The sequence below is a fragment of the Albidovulum sediminicola genome (assembly GCF_025751575.1).
Classification (GTDB): Bacteria; Pseudomonadota; Alphaproteobacteria; order Rhodobacterales; family Rhodobacteraceae; genus Albidovulum; species Albidovulum sediminicola.
Genome location: NZ_JAOWLA010000004.1, coordinates 121416 through 144709, shown reverse-complemented (window position 1 = coordinate 144709; position 23294 = coordinate 121416). Strand labels below are relative to the sequence as shown.

Annotated in this window: 23 protein-coding genes; 8 read left to right on the top strand and 15 right to left on the bottom strand. The window is 68.0% G+C overall.

Going from position 1 to position 23294, the window contains the following annotated elements:
* Positions 1–32: 32 nt before the first annotated feature.
* Genes lptF through rsmA form a run of 6 tightly spaced genes read left to right on the top strand, consistent with a single transcriptional unit; the run spans position 33 to position 7573 of the window.
* Entirely contained in the window at positions 33–1187 is a 1155-nt protein-coding gene (gene lptF / locus OE647_RS05970) for an LPS export ABC transporter permease LptF (RefSeq protein ID WP_318527934.1), read from the top strand.
* Complete coding sequence (lptG, locus tag OE647_RS05965; protein ID WP_263720780.1) at positions 1184–2272, top strand: LPS export ABC transporter permease LptG; 1089 nt, start codon at positions 1184–1186, stop codon at positions 2270–2272. Before lptF ends, lptG begins: the two co-directional genes overlap by 4 nt.
* Positions 2269–4398 (top strand): LPS-assembly protein LptD, encoded by a 2130-nt coding sequence (locus tag OE647_RS05960; protein ID WP_263720779.1) that lies wholly within the window; start codon positions 2269–2271, stop codon positions 4396–4398. The genes lptG and OE647_RS05960 overlap by 4 nt, the downstream gene beginning before the upstream one ends.
* Positions 4399–4452: 54 nt before the next feature.
* A complete protein-coding gene (locus tag OE647_RS05955) occupies positions 4453–5745 on the top strand; it encodes a peptidylprolyl isomerase (protein ID WP_263720778.1) in 1293 nt (430 codons plus the stop codon).
* Positions 5742–6731 (top strand): 4-hydroxythreonine-4-phosphate dehydrogenase PdxA, encoded by a 990-nt coding sequence (gene pdxA / locus OE647_RS05950; protein WP_263720777.1) that lies wholly within the window; start codon positions 5742–5744, stop codon positions 6729–6731. Before OE647_RS05955 ends, pdxA begins: the two co-directional genes overlap by 4 nt.
* Positions 6731–7573, top strand: a complete 843-nt coding sequence (gene rsmA, locus OE647_RS05945; protein WP_263720776.1) for a 16S rRNA (adenine(1518)-N(6)/adenine(1519)-N(6))-dimethyltransferase RsmA — start codon at positions 6731–6733, stop codon at positions 7571–7573. Before pdxA ends, rsmA begins: the two co-directional genes overlap by 1 nt.
* A 59-nt stretch (positions 7574–7632) precedes the next feature.
* On the opposite strand, the gene OE647_RS05940 is transcribed toward rsmA, so the two are convergent.
* From OE647_RS05940 to speB, 5 genes are all read right to left on the bottom strand, one after another.
* Entirely contained in the window at positions 7633–8298 is a 666-nt protein-coding gene (locus OE647_RS05940; RefSeq protein ID WP_263720775.1) for a DUF4167 domain-containing protein, read from the bottom strand.
* A gap of 248 nt (positions 8299–8546) precedes the next feature.
* Entirely contained in the window at positions 8547–9404 is an 858-nt protein-coding gene (gene prmC, locus OE647_RS05935) for a peptide chain release factor N(5)-glutamine methyltransferase (RefSeq protein ID WP_263720774.1), read from the bottom strand.
* Positions 9401–10456, bottom strand: a complete 1056-nt coding sequence (prfA, locus tag OE647_RS05930) for a peptide chain release factor 1 (protein WP_263720773.1) — start codon at positions 10454–10456, stop codon at positions 9401–9403. The genes prmC and prfA overlap by 4 nt, the downstream gene beginning before the upstream one ends.
* Before the next feature lie 109 nt (positions 10457–10565).
* A complete protein-coding gene (locus tag OE647_RS05925; protein ID WP_263720772.1) occupies positions 10566–11009 on the bottom strand; it encodes a DUF1499 domain-containing protein in 444 nt (147 codons plus the stop codon).
* Positions 11006–11971, bottom strand: coding sequence for an agmatinase (speB, locus tag OE647_RS05920; protein ID WP_263720771.1), 966 nt, complete (start codon positions 11969–11971; stop codon positions 11006–11008). The genes OE647_RS05925 and speB overlap by 4 nt, the downstream gene beginning before the upstream one ends.
* Positions 11972–12152: 181 nt before the next feature.
* Here speB and OE647_RS05915 point away from each other — a divergent pair, with 181 nt between their 5' ends.
* On the top strand, positions 12153–13499 hold the full coding sequence (locus OE647_RS05915) for an NAD(P)/FAD-dependent oxidoreductase (protein ID WP_263720770.1): 1347 nt from the start codon (positions 12153–12155) through the stop codon (positions 13497–13499).
* On the opposite strand, the gene OE647_RS05910 is transcribed toward OE647_RS05915, so the two are convergent.
* From OE647_RS05910 to OE647_RS05900, 3 genes are all read right to left on the bottom strand, one after another.
* A complete protein-coding gene (locus OE647_RS05910; RefSeq protein WP_263720769.1) occupies positions 13496–14896 on the bottom strand; it encodes an aminotransferase in 1401 nt (466 codons plus the stop codon). The genes OE647_RS05915 and OE647_RS05910 overlap by 4 nt on opposite strands.
* A gap of 255 nt (positions 14897–15151) precedes the next feature.
* Entirely contained in the window at positions 15152–16312 is a 1161-nt protein-coding gene (locus OE647_RS05905; RefSeq protein WP_263720768.1) for a M20 aminoacylase family protein, read from the bottom strand.
* Between the two features lie 80 nt (positions 16313–16392).
* On the bottom strand, positions 16393–17556 hold the full coding sequence (locus tag OE647_RS05900; protein ID WP_263720767.1) for a M20 aminoacylase family protein: 1164 nt from the start codon (positions 17554–17556) through the stop codon (positions 16393–16395).
* A gap of 60 nt (positions 17557–17616) precedes the next feature.
* Here OE647_RS05900 and mazG point away from each other — a divergent pair, with 60 nt between their 5' ends.
* Positions 17617–18450, top strand: coding sequence for a nucleoside triphosphate pyrophosphohydrolase (mazG, locus tag OE647_RS05895; RefSeq protein WP_263720766.1), 834 nt, complete (start codon positions 17617–17619; stop codon positions 18448–18450).
* Here the strand turns inward: mazG and OE647_RS05890 are convergent.
* The 7 genes from OE647_RS05890 to OE647_RS05860 all read right to left on the bottom strand — a co-directional run bounded on the left by OE647_RS05890 (position 18447) and on the right by OE647_RS05860 (position 23159).
* Positions 18447–19028, bottom strand: a complete 582-nt coding sequence (locus tag OE647_RS05890) for a hypothetical protein (RefSeq protein ID WP_263720765.1) — start codon at positions 19026–19028, stop codon at positions 18447–18449. The two genes, mazG and OE647_RS05890, sit on opposite strands and share 4 nt — an antisense overlap.
* 42 nt (positions 19029–19070) lie before the next feature.
* Positions 19071–19574: a holin family protein gene (locus OE647_RS05885; RefSeq protein WP_263720764.1), complete on the bottom strand. Its 504-nt coding sequence runs from the start codon at positions 19572–19574 to the stop codon at positions 19071–19073.
* Positions 19565–20176 carry a holin-associated N-acetylmuramidase gene (locus OE647_RS05880; RefSeq protein ID WP_263720762.1) on the bottom strand — a complete coding sequence of 204 codons (612 nt, stop codon included), beginning with the start codon at positions 20174–20176 and terminating at the stop codon, positions 19565–19567. The genes OE647_RS05885 and OE647_RS05880 overlap by 10 nt, the downstream gene beginning before the upstream one ends.
* Positions 20177–20222: 46 nt before the next feature.
* Positions 20223–20681 carry a cytochrome c maturation protein CcmE gene (gene ccmE / locus OE647_RS05875; protein WP_263720761.1) on the bottom strand — a complete coding sequence of 153 codons (459 nt, stop codon included), beginning with the start codon at positions 20679–20681 and terminating at the stop codon, positions 20223–20225.
* A 66-nt stretch (positions 20682–20747) separates the two neighbouring features.
* Positions 20748–21317 carry an RNA 2',3'-cyclic phosphodiesterase gene (gene thpR / locus OE647_RS05870; RefSeq protein WP_263720760.1) on the bottom strand — a complete coding sequence of 190 codons (570 nt, stop codon included), beginning with the start codon at positions 21315–21317 and terminating at the stop codon, positions 20748–20750.
* A gap of 41 nt (positions 21318–21358) precedes the next feature.
* Positions 21359–22237 carry a DMT family transporter gene (locus OE647_RS05865; protein ID WP_263720759.1) on the bottom strand — a complete coding sequence of 293 codons (879 nt, stop codon included), beginning with the start codon at positions 22235–22237 and terminating at the stop codon, positions 21359–21361.
* A gap of 109 nt (positions 22238–22346) precedes the next feature.
* On the bottom strand, positions 22347–23159 hold the full coding sequence (locus OE647_RS05860; protein ID WP_263720758.1) for a glutamate racemase: 813 nt from the start codon (positions 23157–23159) through the stop codon (positions 22347–22349).
* Positions 23160–23294 lie beyond the last annotated feature (135 nt).

The window sequence follows — 23294 nt, the reverse complement described above, 5'->3', positions numbered from 1 at the left end:
GGCTAGGGAAAGGGTCGAAAGATCGTGTGGGGATGGTGCGGGTGTCCAGATTCGACAGATACATGCTGTCGCAGCTGATGATGCTATTCGGCTTCTTCGCGCTTGTCCTCGTCGCGGTCTATTGGGTCAATCGCGCCGTCCAGCTTTTCGACCGGCTGATCGCCGACGGGCAGTCCGCCTGGACGTTCCTTGAGTTCACCGCGCTGACGCTACCTTACGTGATCCGCATCGTGCTGCCGATCGCGGCGTTCGTGGCGGCGCTATATGTAACCAACCGCCTGACGGGTGAAAGCGAGCTTGTGGTGATGCGCGCGACCGGCTTTTCGCCCTTCCGCATGGCGCGCCCGGTTCTTTACTTCGGCCTGGCCGTGGCGCTGATGATGGCGATTCTCGTGCACTTTCTGGTCCCAGCCAGCCGCACGCAGCTGGCCAACCGCAACGACGACATCGCCGCTAACGTCTCTGCGCGACTTTTATCCGAAGGGTCGTTCATCCATCCCGGCGCTGGCGTGACGTTCTTCGTGCGCGAGATCACCCCGCAGGGCGAATTGCGGCAGATCTTCCTGTCCGACGCGCGCCGCGCCCGCAGCGGGACGGCGCCGGCCGGCACCAGCACCACCTACTCCGCCGAGCGGGCGCTGATCGTGCGCAGCGACAGCGGGCCGAAGCTTGTCATGTTCGACGGCATGGCCCAGCTTTACGACGGGAAGTCGGGCCGGCTGACCGTCACGCGGTTTTCCGACTTCTCCTTCGATATCGGCGCGCTGGTGTCGCGTACGCGCGAGCGGGCAGTCAAGATCGAGGAACTCTCGACACCCGCCCTGATCGCCGCGAGCGACGAGACGCAGGCGCTCGTCGGCGCGGATCGCGCGGTGCTGCTGTTCGAAGGGCACGAGCGTCTGGCCCAGCCCCTGATGGCGCTGGTGGCCTCACTGCTGGCCTTCGCGGCGCTCATGACGGGGGAATTCAGCCGCCTTGGCCTTTGGCGGCAGATCGCGGCGGCAACGGTCTGCCTGATCGGGGTCGAGCTTCTGTCGAACATGGCAACTGGCCTTGCGCGGGCGAACGACGCGCTGTGGGCGCTGGCCTATCTGCCCGCCGTGACGGGGTTTGCGATGGCCTTCCTGATGCTCGCCTATGCCGGGCGCACCCGGCGGGTGCGGCATGTGGCGGAGGCGCCGGCATGACCCTGACCTTCTACATCGCGCGCCGCTTCCTGACCCTCTTCGCGATGGTGTTCGGCGGGTTCCTCTTGCTGTTGACCCTGATCGACATGGTCGAACAGGTGCGCCGGTTTGAAGGCATCGGCATGGGCGAAGCCGCCCGGCTGGCGGTGCTGAGCGTTCCGTCCACGCTTTACCGCATCCTGCCGCTGATCGTGATCCTCAGCACGGTCGGGCTGTTCCTTTCGCTGGCGCGCAGTTCCGAACTGGTGATCACACGGGCGGCGGGGCGTTCGGCGCTGGTCACGCTGATGGCGCCGGTGGGGGCGGCGCTCCTGATCGGGGCGTTCGGGGTTTCGGTGCTGAACCCGATCGCCGCGGCCACGACGCGCGCCTATGATCTGCGCTCGGGCCAGCACGACACCTCCTCGAGTACGCTTTCGGTCAGTGGCGAGGGGTTCTGGCTGCGCCAGGGCGGGGCTGAGGGACAAACGGTCATTCACGCCGAACGCTCCAACGCCGATGGAACCGCGCTCTGGAACGTCACCTTCCTGACGCTGACGCAGGATGGCCAGCCCGCCCGGCGTGTCACGGCCGCAAGCGCCGTGCTTGAGCCTGGCGGCTGGCGCCTGTCGGAGATCAAGGAATGGCCCCTTGGCGCCGGGCGCAACCCCGAGGCCGCCTCGATCCTTGCGCCAGAGCTCTTGCTGTCCTCGGATCTTACAGCGGACCGCATCCGCAACAGCTTCAGCCAGCCCTCGACCATCCCGATCTGGGACCTGCCCGAGTTCATCGACGGGCTGCAAAGCGCGGGCTTTTCCGCGCGCGCCCACATGGTCTGGCTTCAGATGGAACTGTCGCTGCCGCTCTTTCTGGCCGCGATGGTGCTGATCGGCGCGGGCTTCACCATGCGCCACGTCCGCTTCGGCCGCACGGGCCTCATGGTGCTGCTGGCGCTCGTCTCCGGGTACGCGGTCTTCTTCCTGCGCAACTTCGCGCAGGTCCTGGGCGAAAACGGCCAGATCCCGGTGGCGCTCGCCGCGTGGAGCCCGCCTGTCGCCGCCACCTTCCTGTCGCTCGGCCTGCTTCTGCATCTGGAGGAAGGATGATCCGCAAGTCCCTTCTTCTCTCTCTCTGGCTTCTGGCCGCGACGCCGCTCGCCGCGCAGGAGGCCGCGACGCTGATTGCGGATCGTATCTTCCTGACCGGGACGGGGACGCTCACCGCCCAGGGTCATGTGGAGGTGTTCTATGACGGCGCGCACCTGACGGCGGGCGCGATCATCTACGACCCGGAAGCCGACAAGCTGACGATCGAGGGGCCGGTGCGGCTTGATGACGGGCGCGGAGTGCTGCTGCTGGCGGATGGCGCGAACCTGTCACGCGACCTGACCGACGGCATTCTGGAAAGCGCGCGCATGGTCATCGACCAGCAGATGCAGATCGCCGCGAACGCAGTCGTGCGCGAGGCCGGCCGCTACACGCGCATGGAGCGGGTCGTGGCCTCCTCCTGCGAGGTCTGCCCATCCAATCCGACGCCGCTGTGGGAAATCCGCGCCGAGCGCGTCGTCCATGACCAGGAAGAGCGGCAGCTTTACTTCGATCACGCCCAGTTCCGCTTCCTGGGGGTGCCTCTGTTCTACGCGCCCTGGCTGCGCATCCCCGACCCGATGCTTGACCGGGCGACGGGCTTCCTGCTGCCGCGCATCCGCTCGACCTCGACCCTGGGGACCGGGGTGAAGATTCCCTATTTCGTAACGCTGGGCGACAGCCGCGACGTGACGCTAACGCCCTATCTGTCCGGCCGCACCACGACACTGGAACTGCGCTACCGGCAAGCCTTCGTCAACGGCAAGGTCGAGGTGGAGGGCGCGATGTCTCGCGACGACATCCTGCCGGGCGAGGATCGCGGCTACCTTTTCGGCACCGGCAGTTTCCGGCTGCAGAACGATTTCGTGCTGAGCGGAGAACTTCGCCTCGTCTCCGACGACAGCTACCTGCTGGACTACGGGGTATCGGACGACGACCGACTGCGGTCTGGCATCGACATGACGCGGACGCGTCGGAACGAATACATCGCGGGCTCGCTCGCGAACTATCACTCGATCCGCGAGGGCGACAGCAACAGCACGACGCCCACGGGGCTTGCCGCGCTGATCTACGAACGCCGCTTCGCCCCCTTCGGCGGCGAGGGCGGGTTCCGCTTCCAGACCCGCGGCTTCTACCGGCCCTCGAACGAGGACACGGATGTGAACGGGGACGGTGTGGCAGACGGGCGCGACGTGGCGCGCGCCTCGGTCGGGCTCGACTGGCGACGGAACTGGCTTCTGAACAGTGGCATCGTCGCCTCGGGCATGTTCGACCTGTCGGCCGACTTCTACGCCATTTCCCAGGACGCGAGCTTTCCCGGAACCATCACCCGTGCAACCCCGACGCTTGGCGCCGAGCTGCGCTGGCCGCTGATTAAGTCCGGCACCAACGGCGCGGTCCATGTGCTGGAGCCGGTCGCGCAGCTGGTCTGGACCCCGGACACCGACAAGCGCGTCCCCAACGAGGACAGCGCCCTGGTGGAGTTCGACGAGGGCAACCTGTTCTCGCTCGACAGGTTCCCGGGCCTCGACCTGCGCGAGCGCGGACTGCGCGCGAACCTCGGCGTCAGCTGGACACGCTACGACCCTGATGGATGGACGCTCGCCCTGGCTGGCGGGCGCGTGCTGCGGGAGGAGGACCTCGGCCAGTTCACCGCCAGTTCAGGCCTGGACGAAACCGCCTCTGACTGGCTGGTTTCGGGGCAGATCACCATCCCCGACGGGCTGACCTTTGTCGGACGGGCGCTGTTCGATGACGACCTCAGCATCACCCGCAACAGCCTGTCGCTGTCCTGGCAGCGCCCGGACTACGGCCTGTCGGCGAGCTACCTGATGCTTGTGGATGACCCCGCCGAAGACCGGCCCGAGGATACGTCGGAACTGTCGCTTGCCGGGTCCTGGCAGGTCAGCGAGGGCTGGCGCGGCAGGCTGGAGGGGCGCCACGATTTCACCGCAAGCCGCACCGCCTATGCGGGGCTGGGCTTCGAATACAGGACCGAATGTGCCCTGATTGATCTTTCCCTCTCGCGTCGGTTCACGTCCTCGACTAGTGTGACGCCGACGACGGACTTCAACCTGTCGGTCACGCTGGGCGGGATCGGCAGGGGCTATGATAGCACGTCCTACCGGCGCAGCTGCGCCCGATGAAGCCGGGGCGCCCGCCCCGAAGACACGAAAAAGAAGAGCAGACGGACTGTGACGATGCGCGTGATCCCCCTTCTTCTTGGCTTGGCCCTGTCCCTTGTTGCGCCCGCGGCGCAGGCGCAGGGCGATTTCGCCCCCGCCATCACGGTCAACGGACGGGTCATCACCGGCTACGAGCTTGAGCAGCGGATCATGTTCCTGGACCTGCTGCGCGTGCCCGGCGATCACGTCGCCGACGCCGAGCGCGGGCTGATCGAGGACCGGCTGCGCTTTGAGGCCGCCAAGCGCGAGGGGATCTCCGTCACGCCCGACAAGCTGACCGCCGGGATGGAGGAATTCGCCGCCCGCGCGAACCTGAATCTGGAGCAGTTCCTGGAGGCGATCGGCCAGGGCGGCATCGCCCCCGAAACCTACCGTGACTTCGTTCACGCCGGGCTCTTGTGGCGCGATGTCGTGCGCAAGCGTTTCGCGGGCCGGGTGATCGTCACCGACGCCGATGTGGCCCGGGCGGGGTCCATCGAGCAGGGGCGCGGCAAGGGGCCACGGGTCCTGATCTCTGAAATCGTGATCCCGACCTCCGCGGCAACCTTCGTTGAAAAGCGCGACCTTGCAACCGAGTTGGTGGAAAGTCTGACCAGCGAGGCGGCCTTTGCCGCCGCGGCGCGCCAGTATTCCGCGGCGCCCTCGCGCGAGAACGGTGGCCAGATCGGCTGGATTCCGATCACCAACCTGCCGCCTCAGCTGCGCCCCGCCGTGATGCAGATGCAGCCCGGCCAGATCAGCCCGCCCGTGGCGCTGACGGACGCGATTGCGTTCGTGCGCCTGCGCGCTGTGGACCAGGGTGGCGACATCGCGCCCGCCAATGTCACCATCGACTATGCGCAGTATCTCGTGCCCGGTGCGGGCACGCCCGAGGCCGCGGCCGAGATCGCGCGCCTTCAGGCCGAGGTCCAGACCTGCGGGGAACTTTACGAATATGCCCGCGAACACCCCGGCCCGGAGCTTTTGCGCGATGTGAAACCGCAACCTCAGGTTCCCGCTGAGATCGCCGCCGTCCTCGCCAATATGGATGAGAACGAGATCGACGCATCGCTCAGCCGGGCGGGGATGCAGGTCGTCCTGATGCTTTGCGACCGCAACGCCTTCACCGCGCCGGGTGCCGCCGAAATCCCCGTCACCGCCGCCCCGCACGAAGGCAGCGAGATCCCGCCGGTCAACGACAAGCTCGGCTTCGCCCAAGGCCCCTCGGACGAGGTCTTGCGGGCCGAGATCAATGACCAGCGGCTAGGCGCGATGGCGAACGCCTATATGGCGGAGTTGCGCGCGGCGGCGATCATCACCCGGCCATGACCGCTCCGCGCACGGCGTTTCCCGTCGCGCTGACCTGTGGCGAGCCGTCCGGAATCGGACCGGAAACCGCCGTGCGGGCGCGCGCCATCCTGGGACCGAATGAGCCCTTTTTCTGGATCGGCGACCCGCGCCACCTGCCAGACGGCACGCGCTGGCGGGAAATCGCCGCGGGCGCGGAGGCGACCTCGGTTCCAGGCGACTGCCTGCCGGTCCTGCGCCATGACTTCCCCGCGCCCGCCATCCCCGGTCGCCCCGACCCGGCAAACGCGGCCGAGGTGGTCGGCGTCATCGCGCGCGCGGTGGACCTTGTCCGCCGGGGCGAGGCAGCCGCCGTCACGACCGCGCCGATCAACAAGAAGGCCTTGAAGGATGGTGCAGGCTTCGCCTTTCCGGGCCATACGGAGTATCTGGCGGCGCTGGCGGGCGTCGAGCGGGTCGTGATGATGCTCGCCTGTCCCGGCCTGCGCGTCGTCCCGACCACGATCCACATCCCCCTGTCCGAGGTTCCTGCGGCGCTGACCGCGGATCTTCTCGAAACCACGATCCGCCTGACGCGGGATGGTCTCATCGAAAGCTTCGGCCTGACCGCCCCACGCATCGCCGTCGCGGGCCTGAACCCCCACGCTGGCGAGGGCGGCGCGATGGGGTGGGAGGAGATCGCGCTGATCACCCCCGTCCTCGACCGGCTGCGCGCGGAAGGGATGGCGATTTCAGGCCCCCTGCCCGCCGACACGATGTTCCATGCCGGCGCGCGCGCGGGATACGACGCAGCCGTCTGCATGTACCACGACCAGGCGCTGATCCCGATCAAGACGATCGATTTTGCGGGCGGCGTGAACGTGACGCTGGGCCTTCCCTTCGTGCGCACCTCCCCCGACCACGGGACCGCCTTCGACATCGCTGGCAAAGGCCTGGCCGACCCGTCGAGTCTAGTGGCTGCGCTGCGGATGGCGGCGGACATGGCGCGGCTGCGGGGGCGGACCTGATGGCGACAATCGACGGACTTCCCCCCTTGCGCGAGGTCATCGCGCACCACGGACTTTCGGCGCGCAAGAGCCTGGGGCAGAACTTCCTCCTGGACCTCAACCTGACCGCGAAGATCGCACGGATGGCGGGCGATCTGTCGGGGTCGGACGTGCTGGAGGTCGGGCCCGGTCCCGGCGGCCTGACCCGCGGCCTTCTGGCCGAGGGCGCCCGCCGCGTGCTGGCCGTCGAAAAGGACGACCGCTGCCTGCCCGCCCTGGCCGAGATCGCCGCCGCCTACCCCGGCCGGCTTGAGGTTCTGAATGCCGACGCGCTCGCCATTGACCCGCTGGCGCATCTGACGCCCCCGATCCGGATCGTCGCGAACCTGCCCTACAACGTGGGAACGGAACTGCTGGTGCGCTGGCTGACGCCGCCCGCCTGGCCGCCGGTCTGGTCGAGCCTGACGCTGATGTTCCAGAAGGAGGTGGCCGAGCGCATCGTGGCCAAGCCCGGCTCCAAGGCCTATGGGCGGCTTGCGCTCCTCGCCCAGTGGCGCACCGATGCCCGCATCGTCCTGACCCTGCCGCCGGAGGCCTTCACGCCCCCGCCCAAGATCCACTCGGCCGTCGTGCACCTGACAGCCCTACCCGAGCCGCGCTATCCCGCCGATGCCGCGACCCTGTCGCGCATCGTCGCCGCCGCCTTCAACCAGCGCCGCAAGATGCTGCGCGCGAGCCTCAAGGGCGTGGCCCCGGCAATCGAGGATCTGCTGCTGGCGGCGGGCATCCAGCCCACCGCGCGCGCAGAAGAAATCTCGCTGGAGTCCTTCTGCGCACTGGCGCGCCTGGTGAAGGCGGGCTGAAAAGCAAAACCCCGCCGGGTTAGGGCGGGGTTCATGTGTCTTGCAACCGTCCGACCGCCTTACTCGGCGGCGGAGGAGTTTTCTTCCGGAGAAGCCGGCGCGTCCGCTTCCTTCGGTTCGCGCTTTTCACGCGGACGGCGGGGACCGCGCGGGGCACCCTCGCCCCTCGGCTTGCGCTCCTTGCGCCCTTCGGCTTTCACGGCGGGCTGATCGCTGTCCGCAGCAGGGGCCGCCTCGGGCGCCTCGGCCGCTGCGGGCTTCGGCTCCACCACGGCAGCGCGCGCCTCGGGCGTCTCGACCAGGCCGGAGCCCTCATCGGCCTCCGTCTCCAGGCCGAGCGCATGCGCCTCGCCGCTTTCCTCGCCACGCTCAGCACGCTGCTCATAGCGGTCACGGCCATTGTTCTGGCCGCGGTCCCCGCCCTGATGCTGTTGCTGGTTCTGGCTCTGCTGCTGGCGCTGCTCCTGCTCGCGCTGAAGCTCGCGCTGCGCCTCGCCCAGCATGCGCGTGTAGTGCTCGGCATGCTGGAGGAAGTTCTGCTCGGCCACCCGATCGTTCGACAGCTGGGCGTCACGCGCCAGCATCAGATACTTGTCGATGATCTGCTGCGGCGTTCCGCGCACCTTGCCTTCGGGGCCGGAGCTGTCGAAGACCCGGTTGATGATATTGCCGAGCGAACGCTGACGGTTCGACTTCGAACGCGAACGGGATTTGGAAGATCTCATGTGCTTTCGTGGTCTGATCCAGAGGGCAGTCTCGGACCTCACCCGGCATGCGACCCGAGCCAAAAATGGCTACACGGCCTGCAACACCTTACTGTCGGGCGAGACACGACGGCCGGACCGAGGTCTGGTCGTCACGGGTCCTGTATGCACGATGTGCAACACATGACAAGCGGATTCTGCGAATTGGCGCATATCTCGCGGAAAAAAGCGCAAAATGTCGCCCTGGCGCCCCCTTCGGAATACCCCGCCTAGGCGGCACCGCAGTCGTCGGGGTCGCCGGGCTTTGTCGCGTGGACAACGCGATCGCGCCCGTCCAGATCCTGCCGCACCCCAACCCGATCGAACCCCTGCGCCCGCAAAAGTGCCGCAACCGCCGCACCCTGCGTCGGCCCGATCTCCAGCAGAAGCCGCCCGCCGGCCATCAACCGCGCCCCCGTCCCCCGCGCGATCGCGCGATAGGCGTCGAGCCCGTCACCGCCAGGCGTCAGCGCGCCGTGGGGTTCCCAGTCCCGCACCTCGGGCGAAAGCTCCGCCATCTCCGCCGCCGCGATATAGGGCGGGTTGGAGACGATCAGGTCGAAGCGGCCAGAAATGTTCGAGAACCAGTCCGATTGCGCGAACCGGGCCCGTTTCGCGAGGTCGAGCGACTGCGCGTTCTCCTCCGCGACCGCCAGCGCGGCGGGGGAAATGTCTGTTCCCACCCCCGTGGCGAAGGGCATGCCGCCGAGGCAGGACAAGAGGATGCAGCCTGTCCCCGTGCCAAGGTCGAGCATCTTCGTGAAGGGACGTTCCAGCGCCAGCGCGACAAGCGCCTCGGTCTCCGGGCGCGGGTCGAGCGTGTCGCGCGTGACGCGGAAGCTGCGCCCCCAGAACAGCCGCCGCCCGGTGATCTGGCTGACGGGTTGGCGCGCGATGCGCCGGGCGATGGCAGCGGCGTAGCGGTCGGCGGCATCTTCGCCCAAGGGCTCTGGCAGGGACAACGTCAGGCGGTCGGGGGGAATGCCCATCGCATGGGCCAGCAGCAGCCGGGCATCGCGGGCGGGGTCCGCGACCCCGGCCGCCGTCAGGCGGGGGATGGCCGCGCGCAGAGCCTCGGCGCCGGTCATGCCTCCATCTCGGCCAGCTTCGCGGCCTGATCGTGGGCAACGAGCGCGTCGATCACCTCGGTCAGGTCGCCCTCCATGATCTGGTCGAGGCGGTAAAGCGTCAGGTTGATCCGGTGATCGGTCATCCGCCCTTGCGGGAAGTTGTAGGTGCGGATGCGTTCGGACCGGTCGCCAGAACCCACCTGCGCCTTGCGGTCTGCGGCGCGGGCGGCATCGGCGCGATTGCGCTCGATGTCGTAAAGCCGAGCGCGCAAGACGGCCATCGCGTTGGCGCGGTTCTGGTGCTGCGACTTTTCCGAAGAGGTCACGACGATGCCGGTCGGGATATGGGTGATGCGCACCGCCGAGTCGGTGGTGTTAACGTGCTGCCCGCCCGCGCCTGAGGCGCGCATCGTGTCGATGCGGATGTCGTTTGCGGGAATGTCGATCTCAACCTCTTCGGCCTCGGGCAGGACGGCGACGGTGGCGGCGGAGGTGTGGATGCGCCCCCCGGCCTCGGTCGTCGGGACACGCTGGACCCGGTGCACACCGCTTTCGTACTTGAGGCGCGCGAATACGCCCTCGCCCTCGATCCGGGCCATGGCTTCCTTGACCCCGCCAAGCTCGGTCTGGGTCAGTTCCAGCAGTTCGAAGCGCCAGCCCTGCGCCTCGGCGTGTTTTTGGTACATCCGGAGCAGATCGCCCGCGAAAAGCGCGGCCTCCTCCCCGCCGGTGCCGGGGCGGATCTCAAGGATCGCAGGGCGCGCGTCCGCAGCATCGCGGGGAAGAAGCGCGATGCGCAGGCGCCCCTCCATCTCGGGGATGCGGGCCTTGAGCGCCGGGATCTCGTCCTCCGCCAGCGCGCGCATCTCCGGGTCGGAGAGCATGGCCTCGGCCTCCGCCAGATCGGCGAGGGCCTGGCGGTAGGCGGAAATTTCGGCGACGACCGGCTTGAGGTCCGAATATTCACGGCTGAGTGCCGCGATCTCGGCCGGGGCGGCGCCGGATGCGAGCTTCGCTTCGAGGAATTCGAAGCGGCGCGCGATCTGATCGAGTTTGTCCATGGGTACCATGGCAGCGATGTGCCCTCAGACCCGGCGGCGGTCAAGGGGGAGCGGCCGGGGGCTTCCCGCCCCCGGGCCCCCGGGGGTACTTTCACAATGAAGAATAGCGGGGCGAAGATCAGGGAGCGAGCCGGGCAAGCCATTCCAGCAGGCGGGCCGCATTGACGCCAAGGTCGTTGCGGCCGAAGCGCTGGCGCGCGAAGAGATCAAGCCGGGTGGCCGCCCCCTCGGCGCGCGCGGCGGCGGTCGTGTAATCGGGAAAGCCGAAGAGCGCGGAGCGGGTCACCCATGTGATCCGCCCCTCCGCCGCGCTGCCGGCAAGGCGCCGGGTGCGCGGGGCCGAAAGCGCGATGGCGTCGAGTTGGCCTAGGAGCGTTGCCGGCGTGGTGTTTGCGAAACGGACCACGGCGCGGGCGCCCCCGGGAACGGCAAGGACGCGCCCGGCAGGGGTATCCGTACCGACGGGATCAATATGCCAGCGCGCCGGGTCGGAGGGGGCAAGGCGCACATAGGCCATGCCCCCCGCCAGGAGCGCGACGACAAGGAGGAGCGCCGCCCTCACCTGCGGGTTCGCGCCCAGTGGTAGAGGCAGATCAGTTCGTAGGCAACGTGCGCGCCCGCGATCGCGGTGGCGCCGGTCGTGTCGTAGGGGGGTGAGACCTCCACGATATCGCCGCCGACGAGGTTGATACCGGCAAGGTCGCGCAACATCGCCGCCGTCTGCCAGGAGGCGAGCCCTCCCCAGACCGGCGTGCCGGTGCCGGGCGCGAAGGCGGGGTCAAGCGCGTCGATGTCGAAGGTCAGATAGACCGGCCGGTCGCCCACGACCTTTTTCGCGCGGGCCACGGCCGCTGCCACGCCCTGTTCATGCACGTCGCGCGCGGTGAGGACGTTCACGCCCAGATAGTCCTCGGTCGTGGTGCGGATGCCGATCTGGATCGAGCTTGCCGCATCGACATAGCCCCCCTTCACCGCCTTGTAGAGCATGGTGCCGTGGTCGATCCGGGCCGGGTTGTCGTCGGGCCAAAGGTCGGAATGGGCGTCGAAATGGATGACGCTCAGGGGGCCGAACTTTTCCGCATAGGCCTTGAGGATCGGGTAGGTGATATAGTGATCTCCCCCCAGCGTCACCGTCCCTGCGCCCGCCGCGAGGATCGTGCGGATATGGGCGGTCAAGGTCTCGGGGAATTCGGCCACATTGGCGTAGTCGAAGGCGACATCGCCGTAGTCGATGACATTCATCTCCTCCAACGGGCTGGTGGGCCAACCGTGGGGCGGGTCGTAGGGCTGAAGGCTCGACGCCTCGCGGATGGCGCGCGGGCCGAAGCGGGTGCCGGTCCGGTGGCTGACCGCCTGGTCGAAGGGAACGCCGGTGATGGCGAGGTCGACGCCGCTCAGGTCCTTGGTGTAGCTCCGGCGCAGGAAGCTGGTCGCGCCGGCAAAGGCGTTTTCATAGGCCAGGCCGCGCTGGCCCCGACGGGTAAAGGCGGAATCGATCTCATTCTTGGAGTCTTCGAGTGCCATGAGTGTCTCTCGGGATAGGTCGCGTCGTCGTTCATGGCCGGAGACGCCGCGGATCCGGATGGTCCGAAAAGGCCAGCGGGGGCGGCGCTTGTCAAGTTTAATTTGATCAAAATACCCGCTCTGCGATAGGTATCGGCGGGAACGGTCCCGGCCGATCCGATTCCGCACCGCAGGAGCCCCCATGCGCCGCCTTTATCAAGCCCCCGCCTATGACCCCGCCTGGCCGAAGAGCCATTGGCGCGCCGCGCATCCTGCGCCCATGGTGCTGCCGCCGCTCGACGGCGCCGCGAAGGCGGATATCGCGGTGATCGGCTCGGGCTACGCCGGGCTGAACGCGGCGCTTGAGGCTGCAAGCGCCGGCGCCAGCGTGATCGTCCTGGAAGCGGTGCAGCCGGGTTGGGGCGCCTCAGGGCGCAACGGCGGGTTTTGCGGCTATGGCGGCACGAAGCTGTCGGACGCCGCGATCACGGCCCGCGTCGGACGTGACGGGGCGCGCGACTTCCGCGCCTTTCAGCGCGCCGCGATCGCCCATGTCGGGCAGCTGATCGACTCGAACGGCTGGGCGGCGCGGCAGGGCCCTGAGGGTGAGGCGATCCTGGCGCAATCGCCCCGCGCCTGGGCGGGCTTCGCCGAGGAGGCGCGCGAAATTCAGGACCGCTACGGCGAAAGCGTCGAGGTCATCCCGCCCGAGGCGCTGCGGGAGCGCGGGCTGGCGGGACCCGGCTTTCACGGCGCCCTGATGCTGAAGGAGGGCTTCCCCGTCGATCCCATGGCCTATGTCGAGGGGCTCGCCCGGCTTGCCATCGCCAAAGGCATCCGCATCTGCGGCGAAAGCCCTGTAACAGACATGACCCCCGCCGATGGCGGCTGGCGGCTGGCGACACCTCATGGGACGGTCACGGCCCGCAGGGTCCTCGTCGCAACGAACGGCTATACCTCGGACGACCTGCCGCGCTGGATCGGCGGGCGCACCCTGCCCGCGTTCTCCGCCGTGCTCGTGACCCGGCCCCTGACCGAGGCGGAGCGGCAGGATCAGGGCTACACCGACCCGCGGATGGCCTTCGACGCGCGCAAGCTGCTGCACTACTTCCGCCACCTGCCCGATGGCCGTTTCCTGTTCGGGATGCGTGGCGGCACCTCGGGCACCACGGCCGCTCTGCGCGGGATGGAAGCCAATGTGCGCAGGCATTTCGAGGCGCTCTTCCCCGCCTGGGCCGGGGCGGAGACCGAGCAGACGTGGTCCGGCCTCGTCTGCCTGACCGGCAGCCTCGCCCCCTTCGTGGGCGAGGTTCCGGGGGCGCAGGGCCTTTACGCGGCCTTCGGCTGGCACGGCTCGGGGGTGGCGGCGGCCTCCTATTCCGGCCAGCAGGTTGGGCGCCTCATGACCGGCCAGGCGGCACACCTGCCCGCGCTGGTGCGCACGGCTCCGCGCCGCTTTCCCCTGCCCGCCTTCCGCCGGTCCTGGCTGCAACTGGCCTATGCCGGTTACGGGCTGACCGACGGCGGGCTTCCGAAAGCGGGGCGCTAGGCGATCCTGATCCCCTCTCGGACAAGCTGGTCGGTGACATCGACGATCGCCTTGCGCAGCGTCTGGACAACGAAATCCGCCTGCCCCTCGGTGATGACGAGGGGCGGCGACATGACGTTCAGATGCCCCATGGGCCGCACCATCAGCCCCATCGCCTCGCAGGCGTTCGAGATGCGCTTGCTCTCCCCCACCTCGTCGGGCAGCGGTTCCTTCGTCTCGCGGTTCGCAACGCTTTCGACGCAAGCCATCAGCTTGCGGCCGCGGACATTGCCGACCAACGGCAGATCCGCCAGCGTCGCCAGCTGCGCCTCGAAATAGCCGCCGACCCGCGCCGCCTGGGCCAGAAGCCCCTCGCGCTCGATGATCTCGATGTTCTTGAGCGCCGCGCGGCAAGCCACGGGATGCCCGGAATAGGTGAACCCGGTCGAGAACCAGCGATGCCCGCCCTCCGCCATCGTGTCCCAGATCCGGTCCGAGAAGATGAGCGCCCCCAACGGCACATAGCCCGAGGTCAGCCCCTTGGCGCAGGTGATCATGTCCGGCACGATGCCGAATTCATCCTGCGAAGCGAACCAGTGCCCGATGCGCCCGAAGGCCGTCACCACCTCGTCGGCGATGAAGAGGATGTCGTGACGCTGGCAGACCTCCCACATGCGCTTCAGATAGCCCTTGGGCGGAATGACAATCCCGCCCGAGGCCTGGATCGGCTCGGCGATGAATCCGCCGATCCGTTCGGCCCCGACGCGCGCGATCAGGTCCTCGAACTCCGCCACGAGCGCATCGCAGAACGCGTCCTCGCTCATCCCCTCGGGACGGCGGTAAAGGTTGGGGCTCGACAGGTGATGAATCCCCTCCTCCTTGTAGCGGAACTCCTCGATCCGGTCGCCCGCCCGCTTGCCGACCGAGATCGTCAGGTAGGTGGACCCGTGATATGAGGCATCGCGCGAAACGATGTGGGTTTTGTCCGGGTTGCCGCGAACATGGTGGTAATAGGACACCATGCGCACCGCGGTATCGACCGCGGTCGAGCCGCCGGTGGTGAAGTGGACGCGGTTCAGGTCGCCCGGCGCCAGTTCCGCCAACCGCGCCGCCAGAAGCGCCGCAGCATCATTGCCAATATCCACGAAGTAGTTCGAATACCCCAACCGCATGGCCTGCTCGGCGATGGCATCGGCCATCTCGCGCCGGCCAAGACCGATGTTCGTGCACCACATGCCGCCGACCGCGTCGAAGTAGCGCCGACCATCCGCGTCCCAAAGGTAACAGCCCTCCCCCTTCGTGACGATCAGAGAGCCTTGTCGCTCGAACGGTCCGAAGTTGGTCCAGGGATGGACCGCATGGGCCCGGTCCTTTTCCCAAAGCGCTTCGTTGGCGAGGCTGTGCGCGGCATGTGTCATTTTGAATCTCCAGTCAATATGAACAGAATACCGATTGGGGCCGGAATCTCAAGCCTTTTGATCAAAACAAGGCACACCCCGTTCGACGCGGCCGGAAACGGAAAAAAGAAGTGTTGAGTTCGCGAAGAAACGGCCTAACCGCCGTTCTTCATTGCGAAATACCCCCGCCGGAGGCAAAGGCCCGAGCCGCGCCTGCCCCGGCAGGCGCGGCGAGAGATGCCTTGCGCGGCCCCGGAAGGGCCGCGCGCCGCTGGGTCACAACGGCTGGGCGCGCTCGACGAGGCGGGCGAAGAAGCTGGCACCGAAGGGCGCGGCCTCGTCGTTGAAGTCGTATTTCGGGTGGTGGAGCCCTGCCCCCTCTCCCTGTCCAAGGAACAGGTAGCAACCGGGCCGCTTTTCCAGCAGGTAGGAGAAATCCTCCGCCCCCATCTCGCGGCCCGCGTCAGCGACCACGCCCGCCGCACCCGCGACTTCCTCGGCCACGCGCACGGCAAAGGCGGTGCGATCGGCATCGTTGACCGTGGCGGGATAACCCCAGTCGTAGTCGATCACGGCCTCCACCTCGTAGGCCGCGGCATGGCCTGCCACCACCTGTTCGATCCGCGCCTTGGTCGCCTTGCGCACGTCCGGGTCGAAGGTCCGGATTGTCGCCCCGAACCAGGCCTCCTCGGGGATGATGTTCGAGGCCGTCCCGGCATGGATCTGGGTGACGGAGATCACGATCTCGGCCAGCGGGTTGGTGTTGCGGCTGACAATGGTCTGGAGCGCGGAAATCATGCCCACCGCCGCCGCGATCGGGTCGATGCAGTCATGTGGATAGGCCCCGTGCCCGCCCCGCCCCTTCAGATCGACGCGCAGCGTGTCCACGGCCGCCATGATCGGCCCCGGCGTGGTAACGAACCGCCCAAGCGGCACCTGCGGCGTGTTGTGGAGCGCATAGACCTCGCCGATGCCGAAGCGGTCGAGCATGCCTTCACGCACCATGACATCGCCGCCGCCGCCCTCTTCCTCGGCGGGCTGGAAGATCAGCGCCACGCGGCCCCGGAAGTTGCGCGTCTCCGCGAGGTATTTCGCGGCGCCCAGAAGCATCGTGGTATGCCCGTCATGGCCGCAGGCATGCATCCGGCCCGCGACGGTCGAGGCGTGTTCCAGCCCCGTCGCCTCTTCGATCGGGAGCGCGTCCATGTCGGCGCGCAGCCCGATGGTCGGCCCCTCGCCCTGGCCGTCGATGATCGCGACAAGGCCGGTCTTGGCGATCCCTTCGTGAATCTCGTCCACGCCGAATTCACGCAGCCGCGCGGCGACGAAGGCCGCGGTTTCGTGGCAGTCGAATTCAAGCTCGGGGTGCTGGTGCAGCCAGCGGCGCCATTCGCGCATCTGGGGCGCATAGTCGGCGATACGGTTCAGGACCGGCATGGGAACCTCATGTTCAGGACTCACAGACAATCCCACCCCGGCGCGCCGGGCGCAATGGGGTCGCGGGACCTGCCCCTGCGTCAGCCGCCGTTCAAGGCCCGCTCGACCAGCCGCGCGAGGTAGCTCGCCCCGATCGGGGCCGCGGCGTCGTTGAAGTCGAAGTCCGTCTCATGCACGCTGGGGCCAACGCCCTGTCCCAGAAACAGCATCGCGCCGGGCCGTTCGGCCAGCATCGCGCCGAAATCCTCCGAACCCATCAGGGGCGGATAGTCGCCTTCGACCCGATCAGCACCCGACACCTCCCGCGCGACCGAGATGGCGAAGCGCGTAGCCTTGGGGTCGTTCACCGTTGGCGCCAGGTCGATCTGGCCGCCGATCTCGACGGTCACGCCCATGGCGGCGGCGCAGCCCTCGCAGATCTCCCGCAGGCGGCGCTTGGCCAGGTCCTGGATCTCGGGCCGGTAGCTGCGGATCGTGCCGCCGATATAGGCCTCGGCCGGGATGACGTTATGGGCGCTGCCCGCGTGGATCTGCGTGATCGAGAGCACGAGCTGGTCGTTCGCCGCCGTATTGCGGGCGAGGATTGTGTTGAGCGCGTTGCCAATCGTCAGCGCCGCCGCCACCGGATCGCGGGTTTCCTCGGGGCGCGCGCCATGCCCGCCCCGGCCCCGGATGCGGATATCGAAGTCCGAAACCGCCGCCATGAAGGGGCCAGACCGGGTCACGAAACAACCGAGATCGTGCTTGGGCGAGGTGTGGAGCGCATAGATCTGCGTGATCCCGAAACGGTCCATCAGCCCGTCGGCCAGCATCGCCGGCCCGCCCTCGCCCGTCTCCTCGCCCGGCTGGAAGACGAGCGCGACGGTTCCCGCGAAGTTGCGCGTGCCCGCAAGGTACTTCGCGGCGCCCAAGAGCATCGTTGTATGCCCGTCATGCCCGCAGGCATGCATTCGCCCCGCGACAGTCGAGGCATGGGGCGCCGCGGTCGTCTCGGTCATCGGCAGCGCGTCCATATCGGCGCGCAGCCCGATCGTCGGCCCGGCGTCTCGTCCCCGGATCAGCCCGACGACGCCAGAGCGGCCAACGCCTTCGTGGATCTCATCCACGCCGAAGTCGCGCAGGCGCTCGGCCACGAAGGCCGCCGTCCCGTGACAGTCGAGCCCGAGTTCGGGATGGGCATGCAGATACCGCCGCCATCCCTTCATCTCCGCTTCCATTTCCGCGATACTGTTCAAAACGGGCATGATCGCCTCCGGCAAGGGTCGCCCCGAGACTAACCGCCTTCGTGCCAGGAAAGGAAGACCATGAGCCCTGAAGAGAGCCAGCGCCTCTGCCTCGACCCCGAAGGCGGGCTGCCGCGCCTGCTGGAGATCATGCGCCGCCTGCGCGACCCCGAAACCGGCTGCCCCTGGGACATCGAACAGGACTTCGCCACCATCGCCCCCTACACCATCGAGGAAGCCTATGAGGTCGCCGACGCGATCGAGCGGCAAGCCTGGGGCGAGTTGAAGGGAGAGTTGGGCGACCTCCTGTTGCAGGCCGTCTACCATGCTCAGATGGCGGATGAGGCGGGTCATTTCGCCTTCGGCGACGTGGTCCGGTCGATCTCCGACAAGATGATCGCGCGCCATCCGCATGTCTTCGGCGACGAAAGCCGTGACAAGACGGCGGAGCAACAGACGCGCGACTGGGAACGGGTGAAGGCGGCCGAGCGGGCGGCCGAGGGGGCCACGCGCGGCACGCTCGACGGGGTGGCGCTAGGGCTGCCCGCGCTTTTGCGCGCACTCAAGCTACAGAACCGCGCGGCGCGGGTGGGGTTCGACTGGCCCTCCACCGATGAGGTTCTGGACAAGATCGTGGAGGAGGCGCGCGAATTGGTCGAAGCGCGCGAGACGATGACCGAGGCCGAGACGTTCGAGGAGTTCGGCGACCTGCTGTTCGTCGTGGCGAACCTGGCCCGGCACCTCAAGATCGACCCGGAGGCGGCGCTGAGGGCCGCCAACGCCAAGTTCACCCGCCGCTTCCGTTCGATCGAGGCGGCGCTGGCCGAACGCGGGAAACGTCCCGAAGAAAGCAACCTGGCAGAGATGGACGCGCTTTGGGACGCGGCAAAGGCGCTGGAAAAAGCCGGGGCCTAGGCGCTGACGCGCGCGGCCTGGGTCCCGACCGGGGTGAGGATCGCCTTGCCGTCGCGGATCTGGCCGCGCACCAGAACCTCCGGAAGGCCGAGCGCGGGAAACGCGTCGGACCAGTCACGGTATCGATCATTGGTCACGATCCGGGCGGAGAGGGCCTGCGCACCCTCAAGAATCAAAGGGTCGGCCGGAGTGCCCTTCGGCGCCACGAAGACCTGCGCGGCGGGAATGCCTAGCTGCCGCGCAAGCGCCCCCGGCCCAAGGTAGCGCCCGGCCACCAGATAGCCCGCATTCGCGTCGAACCAGACGACCGGCGTCAGATCCCGGCGCAGCAGTTCCCCCACCACCAGCCGCACGGTGGCGAGATCGGGCGTGTCATTGCGCCAGTAAAGCACGTTCGATCCGTCGACCAGGATCCAGTCCCGCCGTGGTGTAAAGAGACCCGCGACCACCCAGATCAGGGCAACAAGGACCAGGCCCATCGGAACGAGCGTCGCGGTCTTGACGGCCGGTCCGACCCAAAGCACGGAACCGGCGAACGCGGCGACGGAGAAGAAGAGAATCAACAATCTGAAAGACATGGCCGGAAGCTACTGCGATAATCCGGCGCCATGCAACCGGCGCTAGCGGTCGCGCCCCCGCGCGTGCCGCCATTCCTCAAGCGCGGGATTGCGGGCAGGGGCGGGCGCGGTCGCAACGGGCTGGCCCTCGCTGGCGGGCAGCGCGTCTGCCCGGGTGCGGAAATAATGCGCCTCGCGTGCACCAAAGTAGAACCCGACGATGGCCGCCAACAGCCACCAGAGCGGCTCGGGGACGTAGTTCAGCCCGACCATCCGCTGGGCGAAATGGACCGGGTCGATCATCGCGTAGATGAAAAGGCCAAGCGTTCCGAAGGCCAGCATCGGCCGGGGCAGCCGGTTCAGGCCGTTGACCAACCGGTCGAAGCGCCCGGGCCTGAGGTACTGGAACTCCGCCCCGAATTCGTCCAGCGCGGCCAGGTAGGCGGCCTGTGCGGTCTCCAACCGGCGGGTGGCGTTGGGGGTGAAGGCGCCCGCGACCTCCACGACCGCCTGCCCCAGCGCCGTGGTCGCCGTCGGCGCCCCGAAGATGCGAGAGATCAGGCCCATGCCGCGATCCTTTCCCGATGCTCTGCCGCGCTGAGGTGAAAGCGGGGGGAGATGAATTCCTCGGCCCTGAGAATCCAGCCGCCCTTTCCGCCGTCGCGGCGGCGGGCGAACTTGCGGCTGGCAGGCCTGCGGTCAGCGAGCGCGTAGTAATAGTCGCGCCGGGCGATCCCGTAGGCGTCGGCGAAAAGATCCGGCGCGCGCTCTGCCGCCGCGATGGCCGCCGCCACCGTCTGCGGCCCGATGACCCCGTCCACCGCAACCGCATAGCCCATGTCGTTCAAGAGCCGCTGGAGCAGGCGCACGGCCTCTGCCCCCGCGTTCACATACATGTCGAAGACGCTGGCCTGCACGGCCTGCGGCAAAAGGCCGAGCCCGGGCTTGCGGAAATACTCCTCGACAAAGATCTGTTCGGCCCGCGCCCGCGTCAGGCGCTTGACGTCAGAGGCCCCCACCCGCCCGTCGCCATCCAGGTCGATGCCGAGCCTGCGCATCGTGGCCAGCGTGACGCCGTGATTGGTGGCGCCGCCCGGATCGTCCGGGTCGTTCACATAGCCTCCCTCGCGGGCGGCAATCTCTCGGGCAATGTCTTCGACGCTGGGCATGGAACCTCCCGGGGCTGGCGCGTCCGGGAAGGGTCCTCAGAATTCGTTAATTCGTCGCTGCGCCAGCGTCCGGTTCGACATAGACGCCCTGTTCCTTGAGCGCGTCGATGACTTCCTTGGGCATGTAGGTTTCGTCGTGCTTGGCCAGGATCTCGTTCGCCTCGAAGGTCCCGCCGACAAGCTTGCCGGTCGCCACCACGCCCTCGCCCTCGCCGAACAGGTCGGGGAGAAGGCCGGTATAGCTGACCGGCACCACGCCGTTGCCGTCCGTCACGCGGAACGTGATCTCCGCCCCCTCGCCGCGGACCAGGCTGCCGTCCTCGACCAGCCCGCCGATGCGGAACGTCTCCGACGCCGAGGGCGGGCTCGCGATCACCTCGGTCGGAGAGCGGAAATACTGGAGCGCGTCCGGCATCGCGAACTTGAATGCGGCCAGCGCCCCCGCCATGGCCAGAACGGCCAGGACGATGATCTGGATGCGGCGCTGCTTCTTCAGACCCTTCATTGCGGCTCCCCGTTGCGGTCCGGACCGGTTCCGGCCCCTGCTAGATGGCCGTCCCTTGTCCGGGTTTCAACGGGAAAATTCGTCGCGCCCATCCATCGGGTCGAAGGCGTAGCGCGCCAACTCCTCGTGCCGCGCCGTTTCGCCGCCAAGGTAGGATCGGAAGAGCGACAGGCCGGTGACCGGAATCGGCCCGGCCCGGAACGTCGCGTGCCGACCCAGAAGCCGGGCAAGCGTCGCATCCTCGGCATCGCCCGGGCGCAGCCTCAGCACCGTGACATGCGGGCGAAACCGCTCGCGCGGCAATTGCACACGCGCGCCATTCAGACGGGAGCGGAGCGCCCGCGCCAGCGCCTCAAGCCGCGCGTCTGGGGCGACGCCTGCGGCAATCACACCGCCGGGCGCGCGTCCCAGGTGTTGGAGCCCGGAGAGTTCAATCGCGAAAGGTTCGGGCGCCAGCGACGCCGCGGCCTCATGCGCGGCTTCGAGCGTCTGGTCCGAAACCTCGCCCAGGAAGGCGAGCGTCAGATGCAGGTTCTCTGCCGGGACGGCACGGCCGAACGGGATTGCGCCCTGAAGGCGCTCGATCTGATCGATCACCTCGTCGGGCAGGGTCAGGGCAAAGAAGGCGCGGATCATGACCGATCCCTCTCATGGATCGCGCGGTGCCGCAATCGGGCTCAGAGCGTCAGGGGCACCCTGCCCCGCATCCCGCTGATCGCGTTCCAGATCACCGCGCCCACCAGAAGCGCGCCGCCCAGGATCGTACCCTCCGACGCGGTTTCGCCCAGGAACAGCCAGACCCAGACCGGGGCCATGAGAACTTCGACGATCGACAGAAGCGTCAGTTCAGCCGCCGGGATCACCCGGCTTCCAACGGTGTAAAGCGCCATGCCGGTTGCCAGCAACCCGGCCCCCATCCCCATGGACAGAACGATGTCGTGGGTCGAGACCCACAGCGTCTCGCCCATCATCGGCGCGACCAGGGCAGCGGCGATCATGGTGAAGACCCCGCCCAGAACCACGGTCGGCACCATGTCGCCCTGCCGGCCAGAGCGGATCGCGATCGTGAAGCCCGCAAACCCCAGGGCGGAGCCAAGTGCCGCCAGGTTTCCGTCCATCGCGCCAAGGGCCAGCCCCTCGCGCACCATGACATAGATCCCGACGGCGGCGAGCGCGATCGCCCCCCAAGTTGACCGGCGGACGCGCTCGCCAAGCAGCGCCCAGCCCAGGACCGCCGTCAGGAAGGGCGCAGCCGCAAAGAGGAAAACCGCGTTGGCCACCGTCGTGGCCTGGATCGAGTAGATCCCGCCGAGCGAGGCAGCGATCAGGCAAAGCCCGCCGATAGCGCCGGAACGGCCCGTCGCCAGGACCCGGCGCATGGCCTGCCCCTTCGACCGCCAGGACACGAACAGCATCAGCGCCGGCACCAGCGCGACCGAGCGCCAGAAGACGACCGCCCATGCCCCCGCACCATCCAGGTGCCGCACGGCAAGGCCGAATCCCGACCAAAGCAGCCCGGCCGTCAACACCAGCACGACACCTGTTCCGTAGCGCATCCCGCCCTCCCCCAATTGCGGGCAAGATTCACCACCCTCGGGGAAAAACTCTTTCCCGCGAGCGACTTGTTTCAAGAAGGAAGTCGTGTTTGCGACGCGAAAACGACGTTCAGGCGGCCTCGAACCGGATGGGCCGGCGCAGGAACTGCGTCGCCTTGTCCGAGACGCTTTGCGGGTTGCCGGTGGTCAGGAACTTCGAGACGCGGCCCGCGCCCAGGAACTCCGGCCGGCGGGCGAGGTAATCCTGGAGGCTGGCCGCGACCAGATTGGCCTGCGAAAAGACGGCGACATCCGGCCCCAGCGCCGCACGGAAGACGCCCTCCATCAGCGGGTAGTGCGTACACCCCAGGATCGCGGCCTCCGGTTTGGGCATGCGGCGCTTGAGCGCCTCGACATGGCTGCGCACCAGCGCCTCGGCCAGGATCTCGTCGCCTTGTTCGATCGCATCGACCACGCCGCCGCAGGGCTGCGCCTCCACATCGACGCCGATGGCACGGAAGGCGAGCTCGCGCTGGAAGGCGCGGCTGGCCACCGTCGCGGGCGTGGCAAAGAGCGCGACATGCTTGACCGCGACCTCGCGCGGGGGGGAGTTGTCGCCCCACTGCCGCTCCGTCAGCGCCTCGATCAGCGGAACGAAGACGCCCAGAACCCGCTTGTCGTCAGGTATCCAGCTTTCCTGCATGCGCCGCAGCGCCGCGGCGGAGGCCGTGTTGCAGGCCAGAATCACGAGGTCACAGCCCTCGGACCAAAGCCGCTCCACCGCCGCGCAGGTCAGGTTGAAGATGTCATCGGCATCGCGCACGCCATAGGGCGCGTGGGCGTTATCGCCGAAATAGACAAAGGGCACCTCAGGCAGGGCGCGGGACACCGCATCCAGAACCGTCAGGCCACCCAGCCCGGAATCGAATACGCCAACCGCCATCCCTGCCTCCGCGCGACCGCGCTAACCCCGGCGCGGTGGTGTTTCCCGGTTGCGCCCCCGCCGTCACAGCGGCGACCGCAACCTTGGCTGAGACTCATACGTTGCCCGCGCCCGGAAATCCATCGCCCCTTTGGG

Excerpts from the sequence above, each read along its gene's own strand:
- lptF (WP_318527934.1), top strand. The coding sequence starts at position 33 with ATGGTGCGGGTGTCCAGATTCGACAGATACATGCTGTCGCAGCTGATG.
- lptG (WP_263720780.1), top strand. The coding sequence starts at position 1,184 with ATGACCCTGACCTTCTACATCGCGCGCCGCTTCCTGACCCTCTTCGCG.
- OE647_RS05960 (WP_263720779.1), top strand. The coding sequence starts at position 2,269 with ATGATCCGCAAGTCCCTTCTTCTCTCTCTCTGGCTTCTGGCCGCGACG.
- OE647_RS05955 (WP_263720778.1), top strand. The coding sequence starts at position 4,453 with ATGCGCGTGATCCCCCTTCTTCTTGGCTTGGCCCTGTCCCTTGTTGCG.
- pdxA (WP_263720777.1), top strand. The coding sequence starts at position 5,742 with ATGACCGCTCCGCGCACGGCGTTTCCCGTCGCGCTGACCTGTGGCGAG.
- rsmA (WP_263720776.1), top strand. The coding sequence starts at position 6,731 with ATGGCGACAATCGACGGACTTCCCCCCTTGCGCGAGGTCATCGCGCAC.
- OE647_RS05940 (WP_263720775.1), bottom strand. The coding sequence starts at position 8,298 with ATGAGATCTTCCAAATCCCGTTCGCGTTCGAAGTCGAACCGTCAGCGT.
- prmC (WP_263720774.1), bottom strand. The coding sequence starts at position 9,404 with ATGACCGGCGCCGAGGCTCTGCGCGCGGCCATCCCCCGCCTGACGGCG.
- prfA (WP_263720773.1), bottom strand. The coding sequence starts at position 10,456 with ATGGTACCCATGGACAAACTCGATCAGATCGCGCGCCGCTTCGAATTC.
- speB (WP_263720771.1), bottom strand. The coding sequence starts at position 11,971 with ATGGCACTCGAAGACTCCAAGAATGAGATCGATTCCGCCTTTACCCGT.
- OE647_RS05915 (WP_263720770.1), top strand. The coding sequence starts at position 12,153 with ATGCGCCGCCTTTATCAAGCCCCCGCCTATGACCCCGCCTGGCCGAAG.
- OE647_RS05910 (WP_263720769.1), bottom strand. The coding sequence starts at position 14,896 with ATGACACATGCCGCGCACAGCCTCGCCAACGAAGCGCTTTGGGAAAAG.
- OE647_RS05905 (WP_263720768.1), bottom strand. The coding sequence starts at position 16,312 with ATGCCGGTCCTGAACCGTATCGCCGACTATGCGCCCCAGATGCGCGAA.
- OE647_RS05900 (WP_263720767.1), bottom strand. The coding sequence starts at position 17,556 with ATGCCCGTTTTGAACAGTATCGCGGAAATGGAAGCGGAGATGAAGGGA.
- mazG (WP_263720766.1), top strand. The coding sequence starts at position 17,617 with ATGAGCCCTGAAGAGAGCCAGCGCCTCTGCCTCGACCCCGAAGGCGGG.
- OE647_RS05890 (WP_263720765.1), bottom strand. The coding sequence starts at position 19,028 with ATGTCTTTCAGATTGTTGATTCTCTTCTTCTCCGTCGCCGCGTTCGCC.
- OE647_RS05885 (WP_263720764.1), bottom strand. The coding sequence starts at position 19,574 with ATGGGCCTGATCTCTCGCATCTTCGGGGCGCCGACGGCGACCACGGCG.
- OE647_RS05880 (WP_263720762.1), bottom strand. The coding sequence starts at position 20,176 with ATGCCCAGCGTCGAAGACATTGCCCGAGAGATTGCCGCCCGCGAGGGA.
- ccmE (WP_263720761.1), bottom strand. The coding sequence starts at position 20,681 with ATGAAGGGTCTGAAGAAGCAGCGCCGCATCCAGATCATCGTCCTGGCC.
- thpR (WP_263720760.1), bottom strand. The coding sequence starts at position 21,317 with ATGATCCGCGCCTTCTTTGCCCTGACCCTGCCCGACGAGGTGATCGAT.
- OE647_RS05865 (WP_263720759.1), bottom strand. The coding sequence starts at position 22,237 with ATGCGCTACGGAACAGGTGTCGTGCTGGTGTTGACGGCCGGGCTGCTT.
- OE647_RS05860 (WP_263720758.1), bottom strand. The coding sequence starts at position 23,159 with ATGGCGGTTGGCGTATTCGATTCCGGGCTGGGTGGCCTGACGGTTCTG.